9 protein-coding genes are annotated in these 12,703 nt (G+C 73.2%); 6 read left to right on the forward strand and 3 right to left on the reverse strand.

The window, feature by feature from the left end:
* Window positions 1-18 precede the first annotated feature (18 nt).
* Both WME83_RS37335 and WME83_RS37340 read right to left on the reverse strand, forming a co-directional pair.
* Window positions 19-2,865, reverse strand: a complete 2,847-nt coding sequence (locus WME83_RS37335) for a hypothetical protein (RefSeq protein WP_437314471.1) — start codon at window positions 2,863-2,865, stop codon at window positions 19-21.
* Entirely contained in the window at window positions 2,862-4,244 is a 1,383-nt protein-coding gene (locus WME83_RS37340; RefSeq protein ID WP_437314472.1) for a 3-keto-5-aminohexanoate cleavage protein, read from the reverse strand. The genes WME83_RS37335 and WME83_RS37340 overlap by 4 nt, the downstream gene beginning before the upstream one ends.
* Before the next feature lie 58 nt (window positions 4,245-4,302).
* On the opposite strand from WME83_RS37340, the gene uppS reads away from it, so the two are divergent.
* The 3 genes from uppS to WME83_RS37355 all read left to right on the forward strand — a co-directional run bounded on the left by uppS (window position 4,303) and on the right by WME83_RS37355 (window position 7,477).
* Entirely contained in the window at window positions 4,303-5,136 is an 834-nt protein-coding gene (gene uppS / locus WME83_RS37345; protein WP_437314473.1) for a polyprenyl diphosphate synthase, read from the forward strand.
* 3 nt (window positions 5,137-5,139) lie between these two features.
* Window positions 5,140-5,961 (forward strand): phosphatidate cytidylyltransferase, encoded by an 822-nt coding sequence (locus tag WME83_RS37350; RefSeq protein WP_437314474.1) that lies wholly within the window; start codon window positions 5,140-5,142, stop codon window positions 5,959-5,961.
* A gap of 190 nt (window positions 5,962-6,151) precedes the next feature.
* On the forward strand, window positions 6,152-7,477 hold the full coding sequence (locus tag WME83_RS37355; protein WP_437314475.1) for a Glu/Leu/Phe/Val family dehydrogenase: 1,326 nt from the start codon (window positions 6,152-6,154) through the stop codon (window positions 7,475-7,477).
* Between the two features lie 185 nt (window positions 7,478-7,662).
* Here WME83_RS37355 and trpS read toward each other — a convergent pair whose 3' ends face one another.
* A complete protein-coding gene (gene trpS / locus WME83_RS37360) occupies window positions 7,663-8,757 on the reverse strand; it encodes a tryptophan--tRNA ligase (RefSeq protein WP_437314476.1) in 1,095 nt (364 codons plus the stop codon).
* 35 nt (window positions 8,758-8,792) lie between these two features.
* Here trpS and WME83_RS37365 point away from each other — a divergent pair, with 35 nt between their 5' ends.
* The 3 genes from WME83_RS37365 to WME83_RS37375 are packed head-to-tail and all read left to right on the forward strand — an operon-like array spanning window position 8,793 to window position 12,651.
* Complete coding sequence (locus WME83_RS37365) at window positions 8,793-8,915, forward strand: hypothetical protein (protein WP_437314477.1); 123 nt, start codon at window positions 8,793-8,795, stop codon at window positions 8,913-8,915.
* Window positions 8,909-10,642 (forward strand): ABC transporter ATP-binding protein, encoded by a 1,734-nt coding sequence (locus WME83_RS37370; RefSeq protein WP_437314478.1) that lies wholly within the window; start codon window positions 8,909-8,911, stop codon window positions 10,640-10,642. Before WME83_RS37365 ends, WME83_RS37370 begins: the two co-directional genes overlap by 7 nt.
* A complete protein-coding gene (locus WME83_RS37375) occupies window positions 10,639-12,651 on the forward strand; it encodes an ABC transporter ATP-binding protein (protein WP_437314479.1) in 2,013 nt (670 codons plus the stop codon). Before WME83_RS37370 ends, WME83_RS37375 begins: the two co-directional genes overlap by 4 nt.
* Window positions 12,652-12,703: the final 52 nt, after the last annotated feature.

Below are 12,703 nucleotides of genomic sequence, written 5' to 3' on the forward strand. Positions count from 1 at the left end.
CGCCGGAGCCGCGGCCGCTCAGGGGCGCGCCGCCTCGGTGAGCCGCCGCGCCCGGCCGGGCATCGCGAGGCCGACCGCGAAGAGCGCGGTCTCCTCGTAGGCCTGCTGCAGCGCCGGGTCGCCGGCGGCGCGGTGCACGAAGGCGTTGCGGTGCGCGCCGCGATCGAGCGCGACCACGCGCGCGCAGCCGAGGTCGAGCAGCGCCTCGGTCGTCGCCTCGTCGCTGTCGAACGTCGTCGTGGCCACGAGGAGCGTCCCGTCGTCGAGCGCGCACGCGGCGCTGCGCCGGCGCATCGTGCCGATCTCGCGCGCCTCGGGCCGCAGCCTGCCGTCGTCGGCGGTGAGCGGCAGCTCGGTCGCGTCCACGCCCGGCCCGATCTCGACGCCGCCGGCCGGGCGGATCTCGACGCGGCCGCCGCGGACCAGCAGGAGGCCGCCCTCGCCCCGGAAGCGGAGCCCGACGGTGCCGCCGACGGCGAGCCCACGCGGGCCGCGCCGCCGGCCGGTGCCGACGCCGATCGCCGCCATGACGCGCGCCCGCTCGTCGGCCGGCACCTCGGCGTCGAGCTTCGGCGCGGTGCGCGGCGAGATCTCGCGCGAGCCGGCGCGGAGGCGGAAGAGGAACCGATCCGGCGCGAAGGCGTGGAGGCGGACCTGCGCGCCGAGGTGCACGGCGCTCGCGGCGTACGCGGCCGGGCTCCACGCCGGCGGCGGCTGCGCGCCGCCGTCCGCGGCCCAGCCGACGCGCTCGCCCGGGAGCGACAGATCGGGCGCCGGCGGGCCGTCCGTCGAGCGCGACTCGAAGTAGAGGAACGGGCCCGGGGACGCCGCCGCGACGTGCGCCGGCGGCGCGAGCGACATCTCCGGCGCGAGGCGCTCCGCGACGAGGCCGCCGTCGGCCTGGCGGCTCAGGAAGGCGACCCCGAGCGGATCCGGCGCCCGCCCCAGCGAGACGCCGGCGAGGCACCGGGCGCGCTCGAGGGCCGCCCGCATCGCGGCGGCGTCGGCGGCGCCGCTCCACGCGTGGATCACGAAGCCGCGATCGGTCATGCACAGCGCCGAGCGCTCGACGACGAGGTCGTCGCCGTCGCCGGGCGAGAGCGCCGCGCCGGCCGGGGCGCGCTCGGCGGGGGGGCCGGCCAGCGCCGGGAGCGCCGGCGCGGGGCTCGCGGGGCTCACCGCCTCGAAGAGCGACGGCCCCTGCCAGAGCGCCCAGGGGAAGCGCCGGCCGCCGCCGTCGCGGAGATCGCGGGGGCTCGCGGCCGGCGGGCCCTGCCAGAGCGCCCAGGGCACGCGAGCGACGTCGCCGCCGGAGGGCCACGCGCCGAAGTACGGCCGCCCCGAGAGATCGACCCCGATCGTCGCCGCGCCGTCGCGCGGCGGCACGAGCGCGCGCCCGCCGACGACCATGCCGAGCGCCCCGACGCCCGCGGGGGGCGCGGCCGGGCCGCGCGCGCCGACGCCGAGGCCGATGGCCCCGCGGAGCGCCGCCGCGTCGGGGAGCTGCCCCGTGCCGTGCGGGCCGACGGTCGGCCTGGGCGCCTCGAAGCCGGCCTGCAAGGTGAACTTGACGTGCCGCGTGTCGATCGCGAGCAGGTGGACGCGCACGTGCTCCCGCTGCGGATCGGGGCGGACGGTGGTCGCGGCGAAGGGGCTCGCCGGGCGCTGCGGGTCGCCCTCGACGCCGGGGAGCACGCGCGGGAGCGAGGGCGCCACGAGGACCCAGTCCCCCTCCCCCGGGAGCGGGGGCTGGATCGCGGGCTCGACCTGGGACGGCGGCCAGAGCGACGGCCACCCCTCCGGCGCGGGCTCCGGCGCGGCGGGGCCGTGGGTCAGGTACGCGGCGGCCGGCGCGGCGCGGACGCCCGCCGCGGCGCGGCCCGCGGCGAGCGCGAGCCGCTCGACCGCGGCGGCCGCCCCCGGGCCGAGCAGGCGTCCGGCGGACGGCCCGGCGAGCTCCAGGAACGACGGCGCGCGGCGCGGGAGGTGGTGCGCGCGGGCGCCGAACGGATCGCGGCCGCCCGTGTCGACCTCGCCGGTGCCGGCGTTGAGCGCCGCCGGCACCGCCTCCGGGCCGAGGGCCATCACCAGGCCCTCGTCGACGAGGTCGAGCCGCGCCGACGCGGGCGGGGTGTCGAAGACGATCTCGGTGCGCGACGCGCCGTCGGCGCTCCCGGTCTCGAGCCAGCCGTCGATCGCCGCGCGGAGCCGCTCGCCGAGGGGCCGGGGCCCAGGCGCGCCGCCGCCGAGATCGAGCAGCGTGACCCCCTGGACGACGCCGAAGGCGGAGGTGGTCACCGCGACGCGGCTGCCGCGGGCGACCAGGTTGCGGTCGTCGCCGAGGGGTGTGCCGGTCAGGTTGCGGAGGCCGCCCAGGCTCACCGGCCGGCCGGAGCGGGTGAGCCGCACGCGCGCGCGGTACAGGTCGGCGGCGCCGCGCCCGTCCGGCGCAGGCCCGGCGCCCGCGGCAGGCTCGACGCCCGCGGCAGGCTCGGCGCCCGCGGCAGGCCCGGCGCCCGCGGCAGGCCCGGCGCCGCGCTCGTCGGGCGCGGGCCCGGCGCCCGCGGCGGGCTCGGCGCCCGCGGCGGGCTCGCCGTCCGGCGGCCGCGGGACGCCCAGGAACAGCACCCGGCGGCCGAGCAGCGCGTCGGAGAGGAACCCGCCGCGCTCCTCCCAGACGAAATCGTCCGGGCTGACGGCGCCGCCGATCGCGTCGCCGAGCATCCCGGCGATGGCATCGGCGGTCCGCGCCGGCGGGGGCGGCGTCGCGAGCCGCGCGACGGCCCCGAGCAGGGCGACGCCGAGCGCGACCGGGAGCCGGCCCCGGAGGTGATCGATCCAGGTGGAGAGCGGCCGTTCGGTCATCCCTGCGCGAGCGCGCTCCCTCCTCCAGCAGCGCCGGCCTGGGCCGCCGCGGCGCGCGGGCGGATCCCGAGGAGCTGGCGCGCGCGGTCCGGATCGACCACCTCTCGGCCGACGCTCCGCGCGAAGGCGGCGGCGCGCGCGACGAGCGGCGCGCTCCCCTCCGCCAGCACCCCCTTCTCCAGGTAGATGTTGTCCTCCAGCCCGACCCGCGCGTGCCCGCCGAGCTGCATGGCCAGCTCGGTCATCGGGCGCTGGTGCCGGCCGACGGCGGCGACCCCCCAGCTCGAGCCTCGCGGGATCTGGCTGATCATGAACCGGAGCACGTCCTCGCGCGCGGCGATGCCGCCGGGCACGCCGAGCACGAACTGGAAGTGGAGCGGCTCGGCGAGGAGCCCCTCGGCGAGCAAGCTGAGCGCCTCATGGATATGGCCGACCTCATAGCACTCGAGCTCGGGAATGCTCCCCGCCTCGCGGATCCGGGCCGCCATGTCCCGGATGAGCGGCCGGGCGTTGTCGAAGATCCCGTCGCCGAAGTTGAGCGTGCCGCAGTTCAGGGTGGCCATCTCGGGGCGGCAGAGCAGCGGCTGGGCGCGCTCGTCGACGCCCATCCCGACGGCGCCGCCGGTCGACGTCTGCACGATGACGTCGGTCTTCTCCTGGATGGCGGCGATCGCCTCGGCGAAGAGGGCGCGCGACTGGCTCGGCGTCCCGTCCGGGTTCCGGACGTGCAGGTGGACCACCGCGGCGCCCGCGTCCCGGCAGCGCGCCGCCTCCTCGGCGAGCTCGCGCGCCGTGACCGGCAGGTGCGGCGTCTGCGCCCGCGTCGTCTCGGCGCCGACGATCGCCGCGGTCAGGATCAGCGCGCTCTCGGGCGGCGTGACGATGATCCGCGGGGGCGGCGTGATGATCGGCCGCGGCTCCGGGAGCTGCGCGTGGTCCGGGGGAGGCGCCGACAGCGCCGGCAGGACGAGGCGCGGCCGTCGCTGGAGCTCCTTCGGGACGACACAGGTGCCGAGGGCCCGGCAGACGATGATCGGCTCGGCCAGCGCGTCCGCCGCCGAGGGCGCCACCCCGGGTTCGCGGACGCTGGCGACGACCTTGCGCGCCTCGAAGGCCATGGTGCGCGACGTGGCGCCGACCTTCGTGACCACCCCGGTCGCCTCGATGAAGTCGCCTGCTCGGACCGGGGCGAGGAACTCGACCGCCTCGTACGCACGGAAGAGCCCCTCGTCGCCGTCCAGACGGATGAGGAGCTCGGTGGCGACGTCGCCGAAGAGCGCGAGAATACGCGCGCCATCGCACAGCTCCCCCGCGTAATGTGCGTCGTGCGCGCCCATCCTGACGCGCAGCGTGACCGTGAGACCAACCCCAGTGCTCATGGGCGTGAAGACTCAACAGTCGACAGTCGTTAGTCAACAAGGGAAACTCCCCCAGCCGATGAACCTCGTAGAAGCCAGAAATCTCCCGCGCCACGTCGGAATCATCATGGATGGCAACGGCCGCTGGGCGGAGCTGCGCGGCGAGCCGCGCGAGGCCGGGCACAAGGCCGGCAGCGCCGCCGTGCGGCGCATCGTGCGCGTCTGCCGGAGGCTCGGCGTCGAGGCGCTGACGCTGTACGCGTTCAGCGAGCAGAACTGGGCGCGGCCCCGGAACGAGGTCGACGCGCTCATGGGCCTCCTGCGCGAGTTCCTGATGAGCGAGCGCTGCGAGATCCTCGAGAACGACATCCGCCTGGTCGCGATCGGCGACATCAGCCGGCTCCCGGAGCCCGTGCGCGACGTGCTCGATCCGCTCCGGAAGGCGTCCGCCACGAACCGGCAGATGACGCTCGCGCTGGCGCTGTCCTACGGGGCGCGCGAGGAGATCGCCGCCGCGGCGCGCGAGCTCGCGATGGAGGCGGTCGCCGGCAGGCTCGATCCGGAGGCGATCGACGGGGCGCTGCTCGCCGCGCGGCTGCCGAGCCTGAGCGTGGGCGAGCCGGACCTCATCATCCGCACCGGCGGCGAGCAGCGGCTCTCCAACTTCCTGCTCTACGGGGCCGCGTACGCCGAGCTGTCGTTCACGGAGCGGCTGTGGCCGGACTTCACCGAGGACGACCTCTTCGACGCGATCGCGGCCTACCAGCAGCGCGTCCGCGCCGCCGAGCCCGCGGCCGAGGCCGAGGGCGGCGGCGCGGACGAGCCGGCCCGCGCGAACGGCGCGCTCGGCGCGGCGAGGCCGTGGCGCGCGCGCGAGATCGCCTCTCACAACGGCTCACGGACGGGAGTCTGACGCTTGGCTGCTTCCAACCTCACGATGCGGGTCCTCACCGCGATCGTGGCTGCTCCGATCCTCCTCTCGCTGCTCTACCTCGGCCCGAGCTGGGGGTGGGCCGCGCTCGTCGCGGTCGCCTCCGCCATCGGCGCGCTCGAGTTCTTCGCGATGACCCACGCGGACGACCGCGCGTCGCGCGTCGCCGGCGTGGCGCTCACCCTCGGCGTGCTCGGCGTGCTCTGGCGCTTCGGGGGCTCGCCGGCCGCGCTGCTCGCGCTGATCTTCCTCTTGCCGTTCGTCGCGATGCTCGTCACGCTGGTGCGCCTCGGCGACATGCGCACCGCGGCGCTGCGCGTGCTGGCGATGACCTTCGGCCCGCTCTACGTGGGCGGCGGGCTCGGCGCGCTGGCGCTGCTCCGGCGCGACGCCGGCGCCGACGGCCCCTCGTTCGTGGTCCTGGCGCTGCTGCTCTCCTGGTTCTCCGACACCGGCGCCTACTTCGCCGGCCGCTTCCTCGGCCGGCGCAAGCTCTACGAGGCGGTGAGCCCGAAGAAGACCGTCGAGGGCGCCCTCGGCGGCCTGCTCTTCGCGGTGCTGGGCGCGCTGCTCGCCCACTTCTGGTTCCTCCGGTCGCTGCCGCTCGTCGACGGGCTCGCGCTCGCGATCGTCGCGGGCGGCCTCGGTCAGGCGGGGGACCTCGGGGAGTCCCTGTTCAAGCGCTCCTTCGGGATCAAGGACTCGGGCGGGATCGTGCCCGGCCACGGCGGCATCCTCGACCGGGTCGACGCCCTGCTCGTCACCGGGACCATCACGTATCTCTACGTCCTCTGGTCGCGCTCGTGAACGGCGTCGCGCTGCGCCCGCGCCGGCGCAGCGCCCGCGCGGCGCCGCCCCTCCGCCGCGGGCGCGGCGCCGCGCCGCGTACTGCCGAGCTGACGCAATGCCCCGGCCGTCTGCAACCGCGTGACGCGTCGCATGATTGCGCCCGACACATTGAACTGGGCCGCGCCGCGCACTAGAAAGTTACAGAGCCATGGAAGATCAAGTCAGTACCAAGAACACGACTCCGCCGGTGAGCGGCGCTGCTGCTCCGGGCCATAAGCACAAATACGAGTTCTTCAAAGTCGTCCAGGGTTATCTCGATGAGGCCGCCCGCCTGATCGAGCTGCCGGGTTACATCACCACGATCCTGAGCCAGCCCAAGAACGAGATCATCGTCAATTTCCCTGTACGGATGGATGACGGCAGCATCCGGCTCTTCAAGGGTTACCGGATCCAGCACAACAACCTCCTCGGGCCGTTCAAGGGGGGCATTCGCTATCACGAGACGGTGTCGCTCGACGACCTCAAGGCGCTCGCCGCGATGATGACGTGGAAGTGCGCGCTCATGAACCTGCCGCTCGGCGGCGGCAAGGGGGGCATCAAGTTCAACCCGAACGAGGTGTCGCGCGCCGAGCTCCAGCGCATCACGCGCCGCTTCTTCCATGCGCTCGGCTCGAACATCGGCCCGGAGACGGACATCCCTGCGCCCGACGTCGGCACCGACGCGAAGACCATGGCGTGGGCCATGGACACGTACATGAACACCGTCGGACAGCTCTTCAAGCAGGCGGTGAAGGGCGTCGTGACCGGCAAGCCGGTGGCGTCGGGCGGCACGTACGGGCGCGAGAAGGCGACCGGGCAGGGCGTCGTCCACTGCATCACCGAGTGGGCCGAGGACAACGACGTGAACCTCGGCGGCGCGACGCTGCTCGTGCAGGGGTTCGGCAACGTCGGCTCGCACACGGCCGTGCTCCTGTCGAAGCTGGGCGCCTCGACCGTCGCGGTCGGCGACCACACCGGGTACCTCTACAATCCGGAGGGGTTCAACCCGCACAAGCTGCAGGACTACGTGAAGAAGCACCGCTCGATCGCGGGCTACCCGGCGGGCAAGCCGATCAGCCGCGAGGAGTTCTTCCGGCTCAAGGCGGACATCTTCATCCCGGCGGCCCTGGAGAACCAGGTCGGGGTGGAGGAGGCGAGCTGGCTGCAGGTCCGGCTCGTGGCCGAGGGCGCGAACGGGCCGTGCACGCCCGAGGGGGAGAAGGTCCTCCTGGAGCGCGGGATCGACATCCTGCCGGACGTCCTCGCCAACTCGGGCGGCGTCACGGTGAGCTACTACGAGTGGGTGCAGAACAAGCGCTCCGAGACGTGGACGCTCGAGGAGGTCGACGCCCGGCTCGAGAAGGCGATGAAGCGGGCCTACCGCGAGGTGACCGAGATGGCGCGGCAGAAGAAGTGCACGCTGCGCCTCGCCGCCTACGCCGTGGCGCTGCAGCGGCTCGCGGCCGTGTACGGCGAGCGCGAAATCTTCCCGTGAGGCGGGGCGCGGCCCTCGCGGCGCCCCCACGCCGCGCGGTGGTGGCCGAATTTGAACATGAAGGCGGGAAGACGGGAAGAAAAGATCAATGATCTTCCTACCTTCCCGCCTTCATGGGAATCACTCCGGGGCAAACTGGGCCACCACCGGCCGCGCGCGGCCGAGCCACCGGTGGCGCGGGTGAATCAGAGACCGAGCGTGCGCCGGCCGATATCCATCTTCATCTTCTGCTTGGCGAGGTAGAGCGTCTCCTCGGCCACCGCGTTGGCGCGCGCCGCGTGCTCCCGCAGGATGTCCAGGACCAGATCGTCGCCGCCGGGTTTGTCGTACTCGGCGCGGCGGGCGCGCATCGGGCCGAGGAGCTCGTCGATCGCGGCCGTGATCTCGGCCTTGATGTGGCCGTCCCCGATGTTGTCTCCCCGGCTGTAGCGCTCCTCGAGCACCTGGACCCGCGCCGGATCCTTGATGAACGCGCGCACGTACTGGAACAGGGAGCTCGTGATGTCGCCCGGGTCGGTCATGCTCTGCCGGCCGGTGTAGAGCGCGCCCACCTTCTTCTTGATCTCCTTGGTGCTGTCCGAGAGGAAGATGGCGTTGTTGAGGCTCTTCGACATCTTGTGGACGCCGTCGGTGCCGACCAGCCTGCCGACGCGGCCCACGAGCGGCGCTGGGATCGGGAACAGGCCTCCTGCGGTGACGTGCGCCTCGTCGTCGAGCGCCGGATCGACGTCGCAGTAGACGTGGTTGAAGCGCCGCGCGACCTCGCGGCACATCTCGAGGTGGGCGACCTGATCCTCGCCGACCGGGACCAGCGCGGGGCGGAACGCGAGGATGTCGGCGCATTGCCCGACCGCGTACAGAGGAAACCCGAAGCTGTATTTGTCGCCGAGCCCCTTGGTCTCGATCTCGTGCTTGAGCGTCGGGTTCCGCATCACCCGGTTGAAGGGGAGCTGCATCGCGAAGAACCATGTGAGCTCGGCGATCGCGGGGACCTCGCTTTGCAGGACGAGCGTGGAGCGCCCGGGATCGATGCCCGCAGCCAACCAGTCTTTGACGATCTCCAGCACATCGCGGCGGATGTCGGCCGGCTGGTCCGCGCGCGTCGTGAAGGCATGGACGTTGGCGATGAGGAAGTAGCACTCGTAGCTGTCCTGGAGGCGGACGCGGTTCTCGATGGATCCGACCCAGTGGCCGACGTGGAGGCGCCCGGTGGGCGTATCTCCGGTGAGGATGCGGGGGCGAAGGGGCTGGGCGGAAGGGCTGGAGGTCGAGGAGCTCATGGCCGAGATCGCCGCCCTCATAGCACCGCTCGCGCATGATGTCTTTCGCGGACACGCACCCGCGGATCGCCGGCGGCGCGCCCTTGACCGCCGCGGACGGCGTGGCGATCCTGCTCGACGCTTTCCGCCGCCGCTCCGAAGAGGAGGAGTCTTGCTGAGGCAGCTGTTGCGCCGTTTCTTGCGCCCGCAGGCGCGCTTGCTCGCCATCGTCGTCGCGCTCCAGCTCGTGGCGACGCTCGCTTCGCTGTACCTGCCGAGCCTGAACGCGGACATCATCGATCATGGGGTCGCCGTCGGCGACACGTCGCGGATCCTGGAGCTCGGCGCGATCATGCTCGCCATCACCGGCGTCCAGATCGTGTGCTCGGTCGCCGCGAACTACGCCGGCGCGCGCGCCGCGATGAGCTTCGGCCGCGACCTGCGCGCGGCGGTGTTCCGCCGCGTCGGCGAGTTCTCCGCGCGCGAGCTGTCGCGGTTCGGCGCGCCGTCGCTCATCACGCGCACGACCAACGACGTCCAGCAGGTGCAGATGGTGGTGATGATGGGCTGTACGATGCTCGTCCTCTCGCCGATCATGTGCGTCGGCGGCATCGTCATGGCGCTGCGCGAGGACAGGTCGCTCGCCTGGCTGCTCGCGATCGCGGTGCCGCTGCTCGCGGGCGCCGTCGTCGCGATCATGTCGCGGATGGTGCCGCAGTTCCGGCGGATGCAGCCCCTCATCGACGCGGTGAACCGCGTGCTGCGCGAGCAGATCACCGGCGTGCGCGTGGTCCGCGCCTTCGTGCGCGAGCGCGCCGAGGCGGCGCGCTTCGATCGCGCGAACGGCGACCTCACCGAGGCCGCGCTGCACATCGGGCGCCTGCAAGCGATGATGTTCCCGACCGTGATGTTCGTGTTCAACGCTTCGAGCGTCGCCGTCCTGTGGTTCGGCGCACACCAGATCGCGGACGGCAGGCTCGCGATCGGCTCGATGACGGCGTTCCTCGCCTACCTGGTGCAGATCCTCATGGCGGTGATGATGGTGACGTTCATGGCCGTCATGCTGCCGCGCGCGGCCGCGTGCTCGGAGCGCATCGTCGAGGTGCTGAGCACCGAGCCGTCCGTGCGCGCCCCCGACCAGCCCGTGACGCTCGTCGAGCCGGCCGGCGTCGTCGAGCTGCGAGACGTCGAGGTTCGATATCCGGGCGCCGAGCTGCCGGTCCTGCGCGGCATCTCGTTCGTCGCGCGCCCCGGGCAGGTCACCGCGATCATCGGCAGCACCGGCTCGGGCAAGACCACGCTGCTCGACCTGATCGCGCGGCTCATCGATCCGACGAGGGGCGAGGTCCGGCTCGACGGCGTCGACGCGCGGATGCTCGCCCTCGAGGCGGTGTGGTCGAGCGTCGGGCTCGTGCCGCAGCGACCCTTCCTGTTCTCCGGCACGGTGGCCTCGAACCTGCGCTACGGCGACCCCGCGGCGACCGACGAGCAGCTCTGGGCAGCGCTCGCCGCCGCGCAAGCGCGCGACTTCGTCGAGTCGATGCCGCAAAAGCTCGACACGCCGATCGGGCAGGGCGGCACGAACGTCTCCGGCGGCCAGCGCCAGCGGCTCTCGATCGCCCGCGCCCTGCTGCGCCGGCCGCGCGTGTTCCTGTTCGACGACGCCTTCTCCGCGCTCGACGTCGCGACCGAGGCCCGGCTGCGGGCGGCGCTCGCCGAGCGCACGCGCGCCGCCACGGTGATCGTCGTCGCGCAGCGCGTGTCGAGCATCGTCGACGCGGACCAGATCCTCGTGCTCGACGGCGGCGAGCTCGTCGGCCGGGGCAAGCACGGCGAGCTGCTCGCGTCGTGCCCGACGTACGCGGAGATCGTCGCCTCGCAGCGCGAGGCAGCGGCGGCCGCATGAGCGCGCGTCACGCTGGTCCCCCGCGCGCCGCCCCCGAGGGGGCGCGCTCCCCGGTGCTGCCGCGCGGCCCCTTCGGCATGGGGGCTGCCCCGCCGCAGAAGGCGAAGCGGTTCGCGCCCTCCGCGCGGCGCCTCCTCGGCCGCCTCGCCCCCGAGCGCGCGCGCCTCGGGGTCGCGATCGCGTGCTCGCTGCTCAGCGTGGGCCTCGGCCTGACCGGTCCAAAGCTCCTCGGCCGCGCGACCGACATCATCTTCTCCGGCGTGATCGGCGCCCGCCTCCCGGCGGCCGCCACGAAGGCCGAGGCCGTCGCGGAGCTCCAGCGCTCCGGCCAGGCGCGGCTCGCCGAGCTCGTGGGCCACATGGATGTCGTCCCCGGCCGCGGCATCCAGCTCGGCGAGCTCGCCGAGCTGCTCCTGCTCGTGATGGCGCTGTACGCCGGCGCGTCGCTGTTCGCCTGGCTGCAGGGCTACCTGCTCAACGAGGTCGTGCAGCGCGCCGCGCGGCAGCTCCGCGCCGACGCGCAGGACAAGCTCGCCCGCTTGCCGCTCGCCTACTTCGACGGCCGCCCGCACGGCGAGCTCCTGAGCCGCGTCACCAACGACATCGACAACATCGCGCAGGGCCTGCAGCAGACGCTGACGCAGATCATGAACGGCGCGCTGACGCTCGTCGGCATCGTCGTCATGCTCGTCGTGATCTCGCCGGTGCTCGCGGTGATCACGCTCGTCACCGTGCCGCTCTCGGTGCTCACGACCGCGGCGGTCGCGAAGCGCGCGCAGGCGAAATTCGCCGCGCAGTGGGCGCAGGTCGGCACGCTCAACGGCCAGATCGAGGAGGCGTTCACCGGCCACGCGCTCGTCAACGTGCTCGGGCGGCGCCGCGACGTCGAGGCGCGCTTCCAGTCCACGAATCAGGAGCTGTTCGAGACCAGCTTCCGCGCGCAGTTCATGTCCAGCACCATCATGCCGGCGGTCAATTTCGTCGGGAACCTGACCTACGTCGCCATCGCCGTCATCGGCGGCCTGCGCGTCGCGTCGGGCGCGATGCTGCTCGGCAGCGTGCAAGCGTTCATCCAGTACTCGCGCCAGTTCTCTCAGCAGCTCGGCCAGCTCGCGTCCGTCACGAACGTCCTCCAATCGGGCGTTGCCTCCGCAGAGCGGGTGTTCGAGCTGCTCGACGAACAGGGCCAGTCGCCCGAAGCCGCCCCGCCCGCGGCCCTGCCGAAGGTCACCGGCGAGGTCCGGTTCGAGCACGTCACGTTCCGCTACAAGCCCGATGAGCCCCTGATCGAGGACCTCGATCTCACGATCATGCCAGGCCAGACGGTCGCGATCGTCGGCCCGACCGGCGCCGGCAAGACCACGCTCGTGAACCTCTTGATGCGGTTTTACGAGCTCGACGGCGGTCGGATCCTGATCGACGGTGTCGACATCGCGCGCTTGCCTCGCCACGAGCTGCGCGCGAAGCTCGGTATGGTGCTGCAGGATACATGGCTGTTCTCAGGCACGATCCGCGACAATATCGCGTTCGGCAACGCGGCCGCGACCGAGGCCGACATCCAGGAGGCGGCGCGCGCGGCGCACGTCGACCGCTTCGTGCGCGCCCTGCCCGCCGGTTACGATACGGTCATCGACGAGGAGTCGGGCAACCTGAGCGCCGGCGAGAAGCAGCTCATCACGATCGCGCGCGCGTTCCTCGCGAACCCGGCGATCCTGATCCTCGACGAGGCGACCTCCTCGGTCGACACCCGGACCGAGGTGCTCGTCCAGCGCGCGATGGCCGCCCTGCGCGCCCAGCGCACGAGCTTCGTGATCGCGCATCGCCTCTCGACGATCCGCGACGCCGACATGATCCTGGTGATGAACGCGGGCCGCGTCGTCGAGCGCGGCACGCACGCCGAGCTCCTCGCCGCAGGCGGCGCCTACCACGCGTTGTACAAGACCCAGCTCACCGGCAACGGCGGAAGCGGCGCGACGCTCGCGGGCCAGAGCGCCGCTCCGTCAGCTTGAAACGACCGAGAACGAAGAGATTGGAACCACGGAGGCACAGAGGGCACAGAGT

The sequence above is a fragment of the Sorangium sp. So ce385 genome (assembly GCF_051474135.1).
In the GTDB taxonomy this organism is placed as follows: Bacteria; Myxococcota_A; Polyangia; order Polyangiales; family Polyangiaceae; genus Sorangium; species Sorangium cellulosum_D.